Origin of the sequence: Paenibacillus sp. GM1FR (assembly GCF_002803315.1) — a bacterium.
GTDB classification, from domain to species: Bacteria; Bacillota; Bacilli; order Paenibacillales; family Paenibacillaceae; genus Paenibacillus; species Paenibacillus amylolyticus.
Genome location: NZ_MKZL01000063.1, coordinates 159,832 through 176,569, shown reverse-complemented (window position 1 = coordinate 176,569; position 16,738 = coordinate 159,832). Strand labels below are relative to the sequence as shown.

12 protein-coding genes are annotated in these 16,738 nt (G+C 45.2%); 10 read left to right on the top strand and 2 right to left on the bottom strand.

The features are described from left to right. Positions 1-305: 305 nt before the first annotated feature. Both PAEAM_RS28745 and PAEAM_RS28740 read left to right on the top strand, forming a co-directional pair. On the top strand, positions 306-1,499 hold the full coding sequence (locus PAEAM_RS28745) for an NAD(P)/FAD-dependent oxidoreductase (RefSeq protein ID WP_036605766.1): 1,194 nt from the start codon (positions 306-308) through the stop codon (positions 1,497-1,499). Beyond that, entirely contained in the window at positions 1,496-1,750 is a 255-nt protein-coding gene (locus PAEAM_RS28740) for a hypothetical protein (protein ID WP_036605767.1), read from the top strand. The genes PAEAM_RS28745 and PAEAM_RS28740 overlap by 4 nt, the downstream gene beginning before the upstream one ends. A 333-nt stretch (positions 1,751-2,083) precedes the next feature. Here PAEAM_RS28740 and hemQ read toward each other — a convergent pair whose 3' ends face one another. Further along, on the bottom strand, positions 2,084-2,830 hold the full coding sequence (gene hemQ, locus PAEAM_RS28735; RefSeq protein WP_062837936.1) for a hydrogen peroxide-dependent heme synthase: 747 nt from the start codon (positions 2,828-2,830) through the stop codon (positions 2,084-2,086). 228 nt (positions 2,831-3,058) lie between these two features. Here hemQ and PAEAM_RS28730 point away from each other — a divergent pair, with 228 nt between their 5' ends. From PAEAM_RS28730 to PAEAM_RS28720, 3 genes are all read left to right on the top strand, one after another. Continuing rightward, positions 3,059-3,352, top strand: coding sequence for a YuiB family protein (locus tag PAEAM_RS28730; RefSeq protein ID WP_017692435.1), 294 nt, complete (start codon positions 3,059-3,061; stop codon positions 3,350-3,352). Positions 3,353-3,736: 384 nt separating this feature from the next. Next, positions 3,737-5,272: a replication initiation and membrane attachment family protein gene (locus PAEAM_RS28725; RefSeq protein ID WP_036605770.1), complete on the top strand. Its 1,536-nt coding sequence runs from the start codon at positions 3,737-3,739 to the stop codon at positions 5,270-5,272. A gap of 365 nt (positions 5,273-5,637) precedes the next feature. Beyond that, the gene (locus PAEAM_RS28720) at positions 5,638-6,507 is read left to right on the top strand and encodes an MORN repeat-containing protein (RefSeq protein WP_133120497.1); all 870 of its coding nucleotides are present in this window, start codon (positions 5,638-5,640) and stop codon (positions 6,505-6,507) included. Positions 6,508-6,627: 120 nt separating this feature from the next. On the opposite strand, the gene PAEAM_RS28715 is transcribed toward PAEAM_RS28720, so the two are convergent. Beyond that, the gene (locus PAEAM_RS28715; RefSeq protein ID WP_100529765.1) at positions 6,628-9,450 is read right to left on the bottom strand and encodes an endo-beta-N-acetylglucosaminidase; all 2,823 of its coding nucleotides are present in this window, start codon (positions 9,448-9,450) and stop codon (positions 6,628-6,630) included. A gap of 212 nt (positions 9,451-9,662) precedes the next feature. Between PAEAM_RS28715 and PAEAM_RS28710 the strand changes: the two genes are divergently transcribed. The 5 genes from PAEAM_RS28710 (at position 9,663) to PAEAM_RS28690 (ending at position 16,713) form a co-directional block, all read left to right on the top strand. Continuing rightward, complete coding sequence (locus PAEAM_RS28710; RefSeq protein ID WP_100529764.1) at positions 9,663-11,492, top strand: sensor histidine kinase; 1,830 nt, start codon at positions 9,663-9,665, stop codon at positions 11,490-11,492. 1 nt (position 11,493) lies between these two features. Continuing rightward, positions 11,494-13,008 carry a response regulator transcription factor gene (locus tag PAEAM_RS28705; protein ID WP_100529763.1) on the top strand — a complete coding sequence of 505 codons (1,515 nt, stop codon included), beginning with the start codon at positions 11,494-11,496 and terminating at the stop codon, positions 13,006-13,008. Positions 13,009-13,289: 281 nt separating this feature from the next. Next, positions 13,290-14,762, top strand: a complete 1,473-nt coding sequence (locus PAEAM_RS28700) for an ABC transporter substrate-binding protein (RefSeq protein WP_036605779.1) — start codon at positions 13,290-13,292, stop codon at positions 14,760-14,762. 77 nt (positions 14,763-14,839) lie between these two features. Further along, positions 14,840-15,769, top strand: a complete 930-nt coding sequence (locus PAEAM_RS28695; RefSeq protein ID WP_036605780.1) for an ABC transporter permease — start codon at positions 14,840-14,842, stop codon at positions 15,767-15,769. A gap of 23 nt (positions 15,770-15,792) precedes the next feature. Continuing rightward, positions 15,793-16,713, top strand: coding sequence for a carbohydrate ABC transporter permease (locus PAEAM_RS28690; protein ID WP_036605781.1), 921 nt, complete (start codon positions 15,793-15,795; stop codon positions 16,711-16,713). The last annotated feature ends 25 nt before the right edge of the window (positions 16,714-16,738 follow it).

Below are 16,738 nucleotides of genomic sequence, written 5' to 3'. Positions count from 1 at the left end.
AGAATCTTGTGGTTAATTTCACAACTTGAAACGATAACTTGCGTGCAAACGTATCAATTTCATAAACCCTTTAGTTGCTTCAATCAAGTCTAGATATAGATCAAAACGGTTCGATACGTCGATATCTAGTTTCATAAAATCCATTTTTAGTGAGTTATGAAATTTGATGCAAACGTTTAAATAAATTCGCGAAGTTAACATTTGTCGTCATAATGGGCAAGACCTCATCAATATTTGTAAGTATGTGCATTTTGCATCTCACCCAAGATCGGGCTGATGCAAGTGAAACCGGAAGGGGTATAGACATGAGCAGTATTCCCAAAATCGTCATCCTCGGCGCGGGCTATGGCGGGATTCTGACAGCCCAGCGGCTGCAGAAGGAATTGAACTATAACGAGGCCGACGTCACATTGGTGAACCGGCATGATTATCATTATATTACTACACATCTACATATGCCGGCAGCCGGCACGGATACCATTGAGCATGCGAGAGTGCCCATTTCCAAGCTGATTGATGAGTTCAAGATTGATCTGGTCAAGTCTTCCGTGAAGGAGATTCGTCTGCAGGATCGGAAGATTATTCTGGAGGACGGCACGTTATCCTATGATTATCTGATTATTGGACTAGGCGGTGAGCCTGAGACTTTCGGTATTCCAGGGATGCTCGATCACGCCATGACAATCCGCAGCATTAACTCGGTCAGACTGATTCGAGAACACATCGAATATCAATTTGCGATGTACAAAAACGATAACAAACGAAATCGTATTCGGTTTGTCGTAGGTGGAGCGGGTTTCAGTGGTGTTGAATTCGTAGCTGAACTTGCAGATCGTATTCCACAGCTGTGCAAGGAGTTCGACGTGAATCCGAAACATGTGCACATCTATAATGTAGAGGCAGCGCCTTCGGCCTTGCCTGGATTTGACCCGGAATTGGTAGAACATGCAATGAATGTGCTCAAGAAAAAGGGTGTTACTTTCAAAATTGGTGTTCCAATCAAGCAATGTCTCCCGGACGGGGTTATTGTGGGTGAAGGTGAAAAGCTCGATGCAGCTACAGTCGTATGGACCGGCGGTATTCGCGGTAACTCACTGCTTGAACAGGCAGGTCTTGAAGTGATGCGAGGACGTGTGAAGGTAGATGATTATCTGCGTGCTCCTGGACATGAGCATGTCTATGTCATTGGTGATAATTCACTTGTGTTCAATGCTGAAGGACGGCCTTATCCGCCAACAGCTCAGATTGCGATGCAGCAGGGTGTGAACTGCGCTAAGAACGTCGTGGCATCCATTCGCAAGAAACAGCCACAACCTTTTGTATTTACGAGCAAAGGCACGGTTGCATCACTTGGTAAAGGTGAAGCTATTGCCGTTGTGGGCGGCAAGAAATACAAGGGCTGGAAAGCGGCTCAGTTGAAGAAGCTGGTAGATCTGCGTTATCTGTTCATCATTGGTGGTATTCCGCTGGTACTGAAGAAAGGGCGTTTTTTTGGATGAGACATTGCAGTGTTCAGGTCCGGGGACTATTAACACGTGAAGAGCTGGATCGTTACAACGCCCTGATGCAGGTCGGTGGTTATCTCGAGGAACAGGATCAGTATGATCTGGCCTACATCGTGCAGAAAGAAGTGGATATTCTCATTATGCCTGCGATTGAGCGGCTTAAAGAGAAGGGACGTGACCGTGATCGGGCCACAGCCGAATTCCTCGAATCGCTAAAAGCGGTAGATGATGAGGACGAGGATTAGAGACATAACCTTCCAATCGCTGTTATCCCCAGATTTTTTTGATTCCCTTTTGTTAAAGGGAAAATCCGGTGATAGCGTATGCTTCCGATGTAGCTTTCTTTCAGAAAGCTTGTAGGCAAAGTGGATGCTTTCGAAGTAGCTTTCTTGCAGAAAGCTTATAGCTTCGCTTTTTCAGGTTTTTTCTGTCCTTTCCGTTTTTGTGTAAATAAATAGTTCAAACAATATAGATCTAAATCAAGCTTGAGGTAGTAGAATATAGATAGATAATAAAGCACCGCAGACAGTATCCTTTACAGGAGATGTCGCGGTGCTTTATTGTGCTTTGTGCTGTTTCTACAGCTTAAGCATGTCTTCCAGTGTTCCTTCGTTCAACAGACTTCCCACATAGAACGAACCGAATTCGCCATAACGGGCGCTAACTTCATCGAAACGCATCTCATAGACGAGTTTCTTGAACTGAAGTGCGTCATCCGCAAATAGCGTAACGCCCCATTCCCAATCGTCGAAACCGACAGAGCCGGTAATGATCTGTTTTACTTTACCCGCATAGCTGCGGCCAATCATGCCGTGACTGCGCATCATGGTGCGGCGCTCGTCCATGGACAGCATGTACCAGTTGTCATTCAGCTCACGTTTTTTGTTCATTGGATAGAAGCAGATGTATTGTCGTTGTGGCAGAACAGGTTTCAGGCGGGCGATGATCTCCGGATTTTGCATCGGGTCTTCGCCTTCTTTGCCAAGGTAGTTGCTCAGTTCCACTACACTAACGTAGGAATACGACTTAGTTGTGTATTGAGCAAACATCGTTTTGTTAAACGCGTTCTCAACAGCCTTCAGATCTTCCAGCGTTTCACGCAGGTGCATCATGACGAGGTCTGCTTTTTGACCTACAACCGTATATACAACGGTACTTCCTTTGGATGAATCCTCGACTTCTTTCCATTCTTTCCAGAATTCCTGAAGCTCGTCCAGTGCTACAGCGCGTTCTTCATCATCTGCTGCTTTCCAGGCGGCCCAGTTAATCGAGCGAAAATCATGCAGGGCATACCAGCCCTCCAGTGTTGATGCGGCTTCGTTCATTGGTTGTGTTCCTCCTGCAAGGTATATTTCCAAATCCCTATAAGGGACGGGTGATTGCTTTATCGTTTACATTGTATCCCAACATGAAGCAGAAGGGCAAATGAACAGAGTATAAATATAGGGAAATTTGTCCAGAAAGTTCGTTGCTTCGCCACATTTTTTGCGGTACACTAACTACTATCCAGAAGTGAAACCTGAATGTGTGAAAGAAGAGGTGAATGTCGCCCGATGCAATTTATACCTGTGTTGGTATTGATGGTATTATTTTTCGTTATGATGTTTGGTATCGGTTTCATTCTGAACATGCTGATGAAGACAACCTGGTTTCCTTCCTATCTGTTCATCATTGTGATTTTGCCTGTCGTCGTGTACTCTCTATGGGATCATTCGTCATCTCTGATGTCACATCTGGGTTCTTTCCAGCTTGTAGACTATATGACGGGCATCGCTGGACTGGCTGGTGCGGTAATCAGTGGCTGGACGATCCAGAAGTTGCGACTGGGTGGGTACAGAATGTTTTAGATTGTTGGAAAGAGGTAACACATGCCACTGTAATCGCGTGAAAGTCTTGTCTTTGTCGTAAACGCTTACGAGTACAAAGGGAAGGCTTTTTTGCTATTCATTTATATTATAAGGATTATTGTACACTTGTACTTCATATACATCTGGAGAACATTCTCTTTAGATATTCACTTGTATTCTGCTGCTAGAGCTTTTATAGTATTCTAGCGACTCTCGACATTTTATTTTAGAAATTTGCTGAATTCGGCGAAAACGTGAATGATGTCGACCTAGGACGAAACGGAACGAGAACAGGCCATCTTTTTACCTGTTTTTGAGCATTTGAGGATCAGACATTTATGATAGAATAGATAAACATACTTTTGGGGAGAAGGAGATCAGGCTATGCGCATGAAGAATCTGCACCATTATACTGAACATCATCGCTACTGCGTATACAGGGAGTTTGGACTTAGCGCCCTGGATGACCGTATGCTTACAGGAGCATATCAGCCCATGGTAGGTGCTTTTGCGGTTGGCTTGTATCGGCTGTTGTTTCAGCATCTTCCCGGTGAACAGGTCGGTTATTCGCCGCTTGAACAGCAACGGAGGCTGTTCATGACGCTTGGCTTGGAGCCAAGTGAGAAAGGGCGCAAATATTTGTTAGAGCAGACATCCAAGCTTGAGGCAGTGGGGCTACTTCAGACATCACGCCTATATATACCGGAAAATGATGATTACATCTACGAATATGAGCTGCAACCGCCGCTCTCTCCGGCAGAGTTTTTCCGGACACAGCATTTGACACTGCTGCTTCGTGACAAGATTGGCAAATTCGCCGTCCTTTCCCTGCGTTCCGGTTTCTCGGCAGTGGAAAATGGCGACGCGCCTTATCCGGCAGCTAATAAAGAGAATATTTCCGTTCCCTTTTACGATATATTTGAATTGAATACCCACGTAATTGATTATGAGTTGGAGCAAGCATTGTCGGAAGTATCAACTACGGCCCAACGGACAGGCACGAATGATGCAGCGGAAGAAAATAGTTTGAACTATGCCGACATTATTTTGCGTTTCCCGCGGGAGTCCGTCAATCGCCGTCATGTAGAACAGCTGCGGTTCGATCATGAACAACTAGGCATTGTAAATTATGTAGTGAACAAGTTCAACCTCAGTGTGCAGGATGTATGCCGACTGCTGGACGAAGATGATATCTTCAGTCCGCAGGGCCAGCTGATTTTGGATGATCTCCAGCATAAGGCGAGCATGCAGTTTAGACAGACCAAGAAGCGCCATGAGCAACAGACTGTACAGGCAGCCAAGGTCGTGGCACTGAGACAGCATATGGAGGAGCCAGAGCGGAAAGAAGACTCCGGTGAACCACCTGTTGAGCATGGAGTGCAGATGGAATATTACGTCGAAGTACCTCCGCAATTTATGACCAAGTGTGATATTCATCAATACAATATGATGTTGCGGAATGAGCCGTATACGCGTCTGTTGCAGACGTTCTTCCCAGGTGCAGTACCAGACAATCTGATCGATATATTTGAGAAAATTGATCTGAGCTATAAGTTGCCTGGTGAAGTCATCAATGTATTGATTCATTATTTGATGGCATTGCTTGTATCCGGCGGAGAGCAGCGGATTAACCGTAACTTCGTTGAGGCGATCGCCTCCAACATGTTGCTCAAGCAGGTGAACTCCTACGAGAAAGCTGTTCAATATATTCGTGATCAGGCCAAGGTCAAAGGCAAACAGGCTGCTGGTGCAGCTGGAACCCGTACCCGTACATACGGCAAAGGAACCAAAGCCAAGCCCGAAATTCCGATTGTACAAGACATAAGCACCGATGGAGACGCCGTATCCGAGGAAGAGTTCGAAGAGATGATGCGATTTGCCCAGCAGATGCAGGCGAGTAAACAAAAAGGAACTTCTTAGATCATTTATTTAAAGGCAGGTCCCTACGATTGGGGACTTGTCTTTTTTTTTGAATTACCAACGTTTTCGCTTTGTCTGACCAGACCATTAAATTGAGTTATTATTGTAGCTCCCAATTGATGTCTGTCATACTACTTCGTGATCAAAACATAGAGCCCTTTAACTGCCTGTTAGAAGTGCTGGGCTCTACGTTTCTTTGCTTTTATATAGCATGCCTGAATATCTTGAGGGGTTACCTCAAAATCATGGTTGCTTGAATGCCCGCGTAGTTCTCAATGATCAGCTTATGAATATACAGAAATGTTATCATTTATACGATATATAATAGTACCTACTAATACATAAGAATAGAAAGGATTTTGAATTTGAAGAGATTTATTGCAATTGTTCTATTGGTTCTAGGGTTATTTATAGGGTCTAATGTAGGAGGGGTTTACGCTGCAACAACACAAGATGTATCTTTAACTCTTTCTAATGGAGGCGTCTACTATGGTGAAGTTCAATATGGGAAACCACATGGAAAGGGGACTGCCACATGGGGAAAGTATAAAACGTATACCGGTGAGTGGAAATATGGAAAGAGATCTGGGAAGGGAGAGTTAATCACATCAGACCCACAAACAGAAACGCCTCAAGTCATTTACGAGGGAACTTGGGCTAATGATAAACAGAATGGACAAGGTACTTTAAGAGAATATTTTAAATTTAGTAAGTACAGTGAAGAATATGATCGAGCTACGGCACATCGGGGTACTTTTAAAGATGGTCAGCCTGTATCTGGATACACAGTGATAAGGGACTTGAGTTTAGATACTGAATTGGTTTTTAGGTACATGAACGATAATGTGATGGTCGCTTTCGGTTTAGCAGACTCCAATGATTTAAATGTTCCATTAAAAGCAGAAAATATGTCCTTGTTCGCATCCGTGAATTTTAAAAAAGAATCTGGATTTCTTATGCAATATACGGAAGAGCAAAAAAACGTATATCAATATGGAACGTATAAAAAGGGTCCTAATGGAGGAACTCGTTTATTTAATGGAACGATGGAGCTGTTTGACCCGTATAATGATAAAATTTCCATTGGAAGTGTGAAGAAAGCTAAAATTATAAGCTTTAAAGTAGTGAATACTTCCGAAGAACTCCCTAAATATAGAGAGAGAATTATAAAGAAGAAGTTGTATCTTCTTGATCCATACATGTCTAATTTCAAGAAACTATACAATCAGCTGTGAGATTAATAAAAGAGAGCCCATTCAACTTCCTATCAGGGAAGTGAGAGGGCTCTCTTTTATTAAAATAGCTCTAAGTGACTAATATGTTATACAGGGGTGCACGAAAAATAATTTGCAGTGTTACTTCAAAATCGTAGTGGCCTGATTGCCTGCATAATCCTCAATGACCAGCTTCAAAGAGCTGTTGCTGGAAGCTGGCGTGAAAGTCAGTTCACTCAGCTTTGTTCTTCCCCGAATGATATACGGGAATTTCTGCGAAACGTAAGTGACTCCGAACTCGCGTGGTACCCCATTTTCATATACAAAGATCTTATACCAGTCCTCCAGATCCGGGAGGGCTAATGTGTACTTTCCATCTTTTACCGTGACCATTTCCTTGGCGTATGGTGTAATCTGAAGATCTGCGAGCTGTCCGGTATGGGTAACCGGATTCTGCCCGCCAATGGCGATGTTCAGCACGTAATGTTCACCATTGGTCGGAAGTCCGGTCAGGACGGCAGATTGTTTTCCTTTTTTGACCTGAAGCGTCTTGGTGAAAGGTTCTTTTGTGTATTCTGTTTCTAGTGTGAGTTGAATAGACTCGTTGCCTTTTCCTTTGTCTTTATTTTTATCCTTGTCCTTATCCGTATTCTTATCTTTGTCTTTGCCTGATTCTTTCGCTTTTTTCGGGTTTTTCCAGCTTACAATAGCATCGCCATTCTTTTTGAATTTCACATCAATATCCTGAACGGCTGCATTCAGATCGTAAGGCAGGACGGTTGCTTCACTTTCGGTACCATCTGCACCAACCGCACGGATAGACAGTTCACCAGATGGCTGTTTTAGCGATTTGATATAAAAAGTGGAATCATACACGCCGCCTACATAGGCGCCATTTTCATATAAATTGTATTGTTTGACCTCAGAATAGTCTTTCATGTCCCATGCGACAACCAGTTCATCGGTATTGGTCAGTGCTTTGGCAATATGGAATCCGGTCGGTGCATCCGGTACAGCCGCTGAACCGTCGGACATACGGATCTCGCCTATATTCATCTGGTAATTCTCAATCTCCTTGCCATTCGGGTCGAAGGATAATCCCATAGCGGCAATGGTTTTGCCTTGATATGCACTCAAATCCAGCGAAGTTGTCTTCCAACCTGTAGTATGCTGGCCTGACTGAGGCACTTCCACATTGACCACGTTGGATGGATCATCTTCGAAGATCAACCCAACATGCAGGGAGGAAGCGTCACTAGTCGACGGTTTGTTATACGTCAGTTCCAGTTTCGATTGCCCGTTGACGGACAGGTCGGTTTTGTAGAGGCGAAGGAAGTTCTCCGCGTTCAGTGTACCGTTCACCACGAGAGAGCTGCCGCCATTAAACGCGCCAATGGAGTCATATGTGTACCTTGCGCCTTTCTCGTAAGATGGACCGTAGTCAAAATCAACACTGAGCTTGTCACCGTTACTATCCATCCACCATTGCCAAGTGACAGGGATATCCTGAATGTTGATATTAGACCATTCTTTATCGTTCGAGACAGCGCCGTCTTCAAAATATTTCAGACCGTGACCCGTATTGAAGCTGGTCGCAAAATTGGAGCCGTTGATAACGGAGCGTTCGGTCAGATACGCAGCGATTCCATCCCAATTTGCACCGGAAGCATACACATCCGACAGATCGGCGGACGCATTACGACGTGCATCTGTCGGGTCTTGATTTGGGCCAGACCACCACGCACGATCGCGTACAAAGGTCATCCACTGGTACTCATCCTCAGCTCGGTGATTGGTGCTGCCATCGCCCATCTCTTCATCCAGAGCGTTGTGGGTGAAGTCGGCACCCAATGTCGCGATGCTGTTCATGGGTTGACCGTTCTCATCCAGATTATGGCGCAGGTCATAGGATTGCTTCCAGCGGCCGAATTTGTCATGTCCACCTTCGACACCAGCAAATACGGTTTCCAGTGGATCCAGTCCCAGGCTAAGGGCATGATCACGGGAATCGCGGAGCATCTTGTGGTTCCACACATAGTTCAGGAAGATGGAATCCGAGACTCTGCCGAGAACGGAATCCTGTACAAACGGGCTATTAAGCCCATTAAATTGGTTCTGGTATTGAATTTTGCCTGTTGTATTGATGGTGGAATCATACCACTGAACGTACAGGCCTTTATCTCTTAGATATTTCATGAATTTCTTGTAGGAAGCGATATCCTCAGGGGCTACACCCCGGGCAACCTCTTCCTGATTGAAGAAATATCCATCGTAGTTGTAGTATTCTGCCATCTCGGCCAGTTTCTCGGCCACAGGGAAATTACCGTTTTCATCTTGGATCAGCATTTGTTTATAGGTTTGTGGCCCGCGGTCATTGTCCGAGAAAAAGATGTTAGCAATGGACTTAACGCCATTTTTATGGGCTGCATTGGTGTAGGCCGGATTCGGAATGTTCAAAATGCCAAACTCGAAGTATTTCTCCGTCCATTCTTTACTCGGATCGTACAGCTCCTCAGGTACTCCCGCAGAGGCCATGCCGTGCCAATAGCTGTAGTAGTCTGTATATTGCCAATAATTAAACAGATACTGGCTGAATTCATTGGTATAAGGTGTGCTATCGAAGAATGCATTGCCATAATCACCACTCATTGTGAACAGTTGGGTGTCCGGGCTAAGCTCAGGATAAGCCTGTGTGGCAGCGAACGCTTCATTACGGGGCTGCAAGGGAACATGAGCACGAAGGAGATCACCATGGATATCACTTTCCGGTGTCCAGTTCAGAATCTGAGCCGAGGTGTACCCGTGTTGATAGGGTTGATTCATCCCTTTGGCGCTTTCGCCTGTGTAAGGGAGCGTGTCTCCGGCATAAACGGATGATGCAACAACTTGTCCAAGCAGAGCCGTAGTCAGGACCATGGCGGTTACCTTGGGTATGATGCCTTTTGCTTTGAGTTTGCGTGTCATGCTGTTCCTCCTTCAAGTGGAATGAATGTAAGGTATTCTTTTACACAAAGCTAAACTTATGGTTAACGATAGTGGATGAAAGCGTTTTTAAATAGGGTGAAATTAAAGAAACACAGATATAAACTAAAGAAAAGTTGCAGGTGACAAGTTAATGTCAGAAGCCTGATGGTATAATTCAAGTCAGGAAAACAGCATCGGAGGGAACATGCGAATTGAAAATTGTTAGCGTTTACAATAATTTCTTCAAAAATAATATGTTTATGAAAATGCTCCTGATCTTCTCGATGATATCTATTGTCACGATCATTACGTTATCTTATATCATTTTCCTGGCGGTGTCCGACTCCACGATTCGCCGGGAACTGGCGATCCAGAAAGCGGCGATGGAACATGTGGACCGGTACATTCATCAGCAGTATGAATCGGTGCAAAACATGGTGAGGGATATGCATCAGAATGAGGCGCTGTCCGCTAACATTACGTACCTGATGAATCATTCGTACGCTGAATATGTTCAGCACATGACCAATGGATATTACGCCAATCAGGATGACTATTCGGCCGATGTATTGAAACATTTTCAAAATATTATGGATCGCAATTCGCAGATTAATCAACTCATGTTGTATAGCGCCGAACAGCAGGATCTGTCTACCTTTAATCAACACAAGCAGTTCCGCAAGCTGGACGCCAATGTAGCTCATTCCTATATTCCGGACGTGATGGCGATGGAAACGCCCAATATCAGTGCACCCAACTACTGGATTCGCAAAGAGATTAATCAATGGGACCCTGCGCTCTACTCCATCCGCGTACCGATTAACAATACACAGACTCTTCGGAATCTGGGCCAATTTCTTGTCTTCTTTGACTCAGAAGGAATCGGTAATGCGCTGGATAACTACGAGAGTAATCTCAAGGGAGACATCGTGGTGTTATCGGCGAAAGGGACAGTGTTATTTGACTCCAACAATCATTATTACGGGAAGAAGTATCCCTACGTGAATGTGGCCGATTCCCTGTTTGATCAGACGGATATGGATTCAATGAAAAAGGAGCAGAACATGTACGTCAACAAGTTTGTCTCCGCCGATCAGGGGTATGTGGTCATTGGCACCGTTCCGGTAGAAGAGATGGCTGAAACCTATGCGGGCATTCGCAATACCATTATCTCGATCAGTATCGTATGTATTTTGTTTGCCGTGCTGGTTCCGGCATTTTTCATTATTAACTTTGCCAAACGAACCCGTCGAATTATCCGCTTCACCCAAAAAGTGAAATATGGAAATTTGACGGCTCGCATCGACGATCCGCGAGATGATGAACTGGGGCAGATCTCACATAGCTTCAACGACATGCTGGATGAGCTGAATCTGTATATTGAACGGGTCTACAAAGCCGAGATCAAACAGAAGGAGACCGAGCTGGTCGCATTACAGGCGCGCATCAACCCTCATTTTCTCTACAATACGCTTGAAGTGATTCGGATGAGGGCGATATCCCAAGGGGCGAGAGATGTTGGCGAGATGATCTATAGTTTATCCGTATTGTTCAAGAGCCTGGTACAGCAAAAGAAAAATTATACGCTGAAGGATGAGATGGAAGCTTGCCGCTTGTATCTGGAATTATTCCGAATCCGCTACAAGGATATTTTCATATATACGATCCAGATCGATGCTGCATATTATCAACACCCTGTGGTCAAACTTTCGCTGCAACCTATCATTGAGAATTATGTTGTACACGGCATTCAGACAGAACGTTCGGATAACCGATTATCCATTGTTGTGGAAGAGACAGATGATGTGGTGCAAGTGGAAGTCAAAGATAATGGCAAAGGCATTGATCCGGCACGCCTGACGGAAATCCTTGAAGAACTGGAACGTCCTGAAGAGTCTGGTCAGATGTTCGGGCTGCGCAGTGTCCATAGTCGATTGCGCTTCCTGTATGGGCCAGAGTTCGGTATCACCATAGAGAGCACCCTCGGAGAAGGAACACGAATCAGGGTGCGTTATCCACATACAGAAGGGACAGGTGTGTAATATGTACAAGGTGTTTATTGTGGACGATGAGCCATTCATCATTGAAGGTTTATACGATATTGTGGATTGGTCTTCATTTGGTATGGAAATTGTGAGCCATGCAGGTAATGGGCAAGCAGCGTTACAGGCGCTCTCTTCTCAGCCTGTGGACATTCTGATTACGGATATATCCATGCCACTCATGAATGGTCTTGACCTGATTCGGGAAGCAAGGCGAGTACAACCTGAGATTAAGGTCATTATCCTCAGTGGTTTCAATGAGTTCGAATATCTGAAGGAAGGCATGCAGCTGGGAATCGAAAATTATTTGCTTAAACCGATTAATGTGGAGGAATTGGAATCCACGCTGAGCAACACCGCGTCCAAGCTGGATCATATGGTATCACCTCAAGCCAATGATGCGTATGGCATCCAGATTCTGAAAGATAACATTCTTCATCGATGGCTTACGGGACAGATTGCAGCTACTGAATTTGAAGAACGTGCCCAGTTCATGAACCTTTCGCTGGATGCACCGGACGTTGCTGTGGCCATTCTGCGTGACAAAGGACAAGTACCCGGCATGTTTGAACGTGTAGAAGAGATGCTTAGAGACAGACGCCATCTGAACGTATTTCATGATATCGATGGAGACATCGTCATTATTGCCAATATTCAGGGTACGAGTGACGAGGAACAGAAGTTGATGGATGGCTTGCAGGCATTATCTGATGAGATAACCGTAACCCATCCGGCGGCACGCATTGGAGCAGGCAGGTTGATGAAGGGACTGTACCATGCGCCGACCAGTTATGCCGAGGCCAAAAAAGCACTCCAGTATGTGATGATTTATCCCAACCTTAAAGTCATCGACCATGCCATGCTGGAAAGGTGCGGAAATTCAACGGCGACTTTTTTCATTGAATGGAGGGAGTATGCCAAACTCATTCTGTCCCGCAATACAGAACAACTTGCCGACCGGATTCGCATGGATTTTGAACAGCATCGCGATGGGCTTACACCTGGGGAGTTACAGAATACCGCATTGGAAGTTGTGATTCGCTTCAAAATGGAACTGGAGAGCATCAAACACTCGGATGAGTCTGCCATATACCAACAAGGGCTTCAACTTGTACTGGACAGTGGTACTTTTGATGAACTCGTGCGGGCGCTTCAGCAGGTTGGGTCGCAGACGATCCAATCCCTATTGCAGGATCTGAAAAATCCAATTGTGAACCAGGTGCTTCAGCATATCGACAAACACTACGCAGAAGAGCTCTCCTTGAAGCTGCTGGGTGCCCACTATCATCTGCATCCGGTCTATTTGGGACAATTGTTCCATAAGGAGACAGGGGAGACGTTTGCCGAATATATCAACAAATACCGGATTGAACGTGCGAAGGAGCAACTACGCAATTCCAATCTGAAGGTACATGAGATCGCCCGAAATGTGGGGTATTGGGAGACGGGGTATTTCTATAAACAGTTCCGCAAATATGTGGGAATTTCACCGACTGATTTCAAGGTGTTTGGTTAATTCGGTGACGGGTAGATCCAACTATGCGGACAGAGAGCCAAGAGACATATCGGGAACAGGAATGGCATGGTAGAAAATCATGGCATACGTTACCCGGCATGTCTCTTTCATGTAAGCGATTTATTTAAATAGGTACAAAATAGTTGCCCAAGGACGATTTCTCTTTAATTTGTACCTCGAAAACTTAAGTTTATCTTCTTTTTGTAAATGCTTTCATTCGATAAGGTTAAAGCAGTTAGTAAGTAGAGCCTAAGGGAACACGAAAAGGGAGGATCAAAGAAATGAGTAAACAAAGAAAACGCTTCTCACTCGTTCTTGCATTGTTAATGGCTGTTACACTTGTTCTTAGTGCCTGTGGAGGAAGCAAAGATGCTTCAGAATCCGGGGGAGCTGGAGATGATGCGGTAGAGTTGATCTGGTATACCATCGGTACCCCTCAGAAAGACGTTAATAAAGTGATGGAAGAAGTCAGCAAGTATACCAAAGAGAAAATTAATGCCACGGTAACGATGAAGATGGTTGACTGGGGTGACTACCCGCAGAAGATGCAGGTTAACGTAGCATCCGGTGAGCCAATGGACATTCTGTTCACTTCTTCTGGTGGATTCGATTATGTACAAAATGCCAGAAAAGGTGCATTCCTCGAACTGGATGACCTGCTTGCTGAATACGGTCAGGATCTTACCAAGACCATTGATCCTGCATTCCTCAGCGGTTCCAAAGTAGATGGACACAATTACGGAATTCCAGCCAACAAAGAGCTGCCACAACAAGAGGTATGGCGCTTTAACCAAATGCTGGTTGATAAATACAAGTTGGACATCTCTGGCGTTCGTACGTTAGACAGTCTGGAGCCTCTGCTCAAAACCATTAAGGAAAATGAGGCGAGTGTAACACCATTTGCCATGGATAAAAACTATGTTCCTTACGTGCCTTATGACTATGTCATTCAGAATCTGCCAATGGCAATCAAGCTGGATACAACAGACTATAAGCTTGTAAACATACTGGAAACACCTGAAATGAAAGAAGCACTTACCACAATGCACAAATACTACAAGGCTGGTTATGTATCGGCAGAAGCGGCAACAACAGGTTCCACGAACGACCTGACAACATCGGGTAACTGGTTCCTGGATCGTGCACAGACGCAGCCGCTCGCGGACAATCAATGGTCTGCAAGTTACGGTTATCAAGTCGTTTCAACACCTGCAAGTGAAGCAATTATAACGAATACATCTGTACAAGGCTCCATTATGGCCATCTCGGCGAACTCGGAATATCCGGAGAAAGCGATGGAATTCCTGAACCTGCTCAATACAGATCCTGTGCTGCGTAATATGGTGGACTCCGGTATTGAGGGCACACACTACAAAAAAGTGGATGACACGCATATGGAAAATCTGCCTGAATCGAAAAACTACGATATGCCTTCATACTCCCTTGGGAACAACATGCTGCTCTATCTGAACAGCAATGACCCGGATAACAAATGGGATGAGTTCAAGAAGTTTAACGCTGAAGGTGTCAATTCCCCGATCCTCAGCTTTAACTTTGATGCAAGCAATGTATCGTCCGAACTGACAGCGGTACAGAACGTGAAAGAGCAATATTGGGCAGCACTGATGACAGGTACACTGGACCCGGCAGCCAATCTGGATCAAGTGATTGAGAAGTTCAATCAAGCCGGACTGGAGAAAGTAATGGCTGAAGCCCAAAGCCAGCTGGATGCCTGGAGAGCGGAAAACAAGTAACAGTACATCGTAAGGATCGGGCGGCTGCTTATCGCGTCCGGTCCTTTTTCATTCAAGCCTGAAGGAGGATATCCACAATGACTACATTTTTGAAAAACCTGATTAGAAACCGAGTCATGCTGCTCATGGTGTTGCCAGGCGCCATCTGGTTCTTCTTTTTCTCCTACTTGCCACTTGTGGGCACAGTGGCTGCTTTCAAAGAATATCGATTCAGCCGTGAAGGGTTCTGGGCAAGTCTGATGAAGAGTGAATGGGTTGGCTGGGACAATTTCAAATTCCTGTTCAGCACAAGTGACGCATGGCTCATTACACGCAACACCCTCTTTTATAACATCGCCATTATCTTCCTGGGACTGGTATTTGCTGTGGCATTGGCAATCCTGCTCTCGGAACTAGTGAATAAACGACTCGCCAAACTGTATCAAACTGGCATGTTTCTGCCGTATTTTCTCTCCTGGGTTATTGTTGGTTACTTCGCATTCAGCTTCTTGAGCATGGACCGCGGGATGTTGAATCAGATTATCGGCTGGTTTGGGATGGAACCAATTCAGTGGTACTCTGAGGCGAAATATTGGCCGTATATTCTGGTATTCGTAGCGTTATGGAAAACCATCGGTTATAGCAGCGTTGTCTATCTAGCTTCCATACTGGGGATTGATAAATCACTTTATGAAGCAGCCATGATTGATGGAGCAAGCAAATGGCAGCAGATTCGTAACATTACGATTCCGTTGCTGTCGCCCATCATCACGATTATGACCTTGCTGGCCGTAGGCCGCATTTTCTATGCCGACTTTGGACTCTTTTATCAGGTGCCAAGGGATTCGGGTACGCTTTATTCCGTGACCAATGTTATTGATACCTATGTATATCGAGGGTTGAAAACTAGTGGTGAGATCGGCATGAGTACAGCAGCGGGATTGTATCAATCCGTGGTGGGCTTTGTGCTTGTTATTATCTCCAACTATGTTGTTCGCAAAGTAGATAAAGACAGTAGCCTATTCTAGGACAGGGAAAGGAGTGAACCACTATGGCTCAAGCAGGGCTTGTTAAAAAACGCGACTTCCACCACGTATCCAACGGATGGAACGTGATCATGAACATCATCGCAGGTCTATTCGCTCTGATCTGTGTATTTCCTTTTATATTTGTAGTCATCATCTCGTTTACAGACGAGAAAGCACTGGCCCGTGATGGGTATCGTCTGATTCCGGCAGAATGGAGTCTCGCGGCATATCAGTTTGTCTGGCAGAGTGGGGACACGCTGCTACGGGCGTATGGAGTTACCATCCTGGTGACGGTACTTGGTACCATCATCAGTCTGATTCTCATGTCGCTGTATGCGTATGCGGTTTCCCGCAAGAGCTTCAGATATCGGAGATTTTTCTCCATCTTTGCAATTCTTACCATGCTGTTCAACGGCGGGATGATTCCAACCTATATGGTCGTATCCCAGCTGCTTGGGTTGAAAGATACGTTATGGGCACTGATTCTGCCGCTGGCGATGAATGCCTTCTATATTATGATCCTGCGTACATTCTACTCCACCAGTGTACCTGATGCAGTCATTGAATCGGCGAAGATTGATGGCGCCGGTGAGTTCTATACCTTTATGAAAATCGTGGTTCCACTCTCCTTGCCGGGACTGGCAACCATCGGGTTGTTCAGTACACTCGGTTACTGGAATGATTGGTTCAATGCGCTGTTATACATCGATAATCCGAATCTGGTACCACTGCAATCTATGTTAATGCGGATTGAGTCGAGTATTCAATTTATCCAGCAGAACTCTGCTAACAGTTCGATGAGTCTGGCAGCCATGCAGTCCATTCCGCAGGATACGTCCCGAATGGCGATGGTTGTGCTTGCTACGTTGCCGATTATATTCGCTTATCCGTTCTTCCAGCGTTATTTCGTACAGGGTCTGACGGTGGGCGCGGTCAAAGAATAACCGGATCACGTTATAGGATTGGAGA

Excerpts from the sequence above, each read along its gene's own strand:
- PAEAM_RS28745 (WP_036605766.1), top strand. The coding sequence starts at position 306 with ATGAGCAGTATTCCCAAAATCGTCATCCTCGGCGCGGGCTATGGCGGG.
- PAEAM_RS28740 (WP_036605767.1), top strand. The coding sequence starts at position 1,496 with ATGAGACATTGCAGTGTTCAGGTCCGGGGACTATTAACACGTGAAGAG.
- hemQ (WP_062837936.1), bottom strand. The coding sequence starts at position 2,830 with ATGAACGAAGCCGCATCAACACTGGAGGGCTGGTATGCCCTGCATGAT.
- PAEAM_RS28730 (WP_017692435.1), top strand. The coding sequence starts at position 3,059 with ATGCAATTTATACCTGTGTTGGTATTGATGGTATTATTTTTCGTTATG.
- PAEAM_RS28725 (WP_036605770.1), top strand. The coding sequence starts at position 3,737 with ATGCGCATGAAGAATCTGCACCATTATACTGAACATCATCGCTACTGC.
- PAEAM_RS28715 (WP_100529765.1), bottom strand. The coding sequence starts at position 9,450 with ATGACACGCAAACTCAAAGCAAAAGGCATCATACCCAAGGTAACCGCC.
- PAEAM_RS28705 (WP_100529763.1), top strand. The coding sequence starts at position 11,494 with ATGTACAAGGTGTTTATTGTGGACGATGAGCCATTCATCATTGAAGGT.
- PAEAM_RS28700 (WP_036605779.1), top strand. The coding sequence starts at position 13,290 with ATGAGTAAACAAAGAAAACGCTTCTCACTCGTTCTTGCATTGTTAATG.
- PAEAM_RS28695 (WP_036605780.1), top strand. The coding sequence starts at position 14,840 with ATGACTACATTTTTGAAAAACCTGATTAGAAACCGAGTCATGCTGCTC.
- PAEAM_RS28690 (WP_036605781.1), top strand. The coding sequence starts at position 15,793 with ATGGCTCAAGCAGGGCTTGTTAAAAAACGCGACTTCCACCACGTATCC.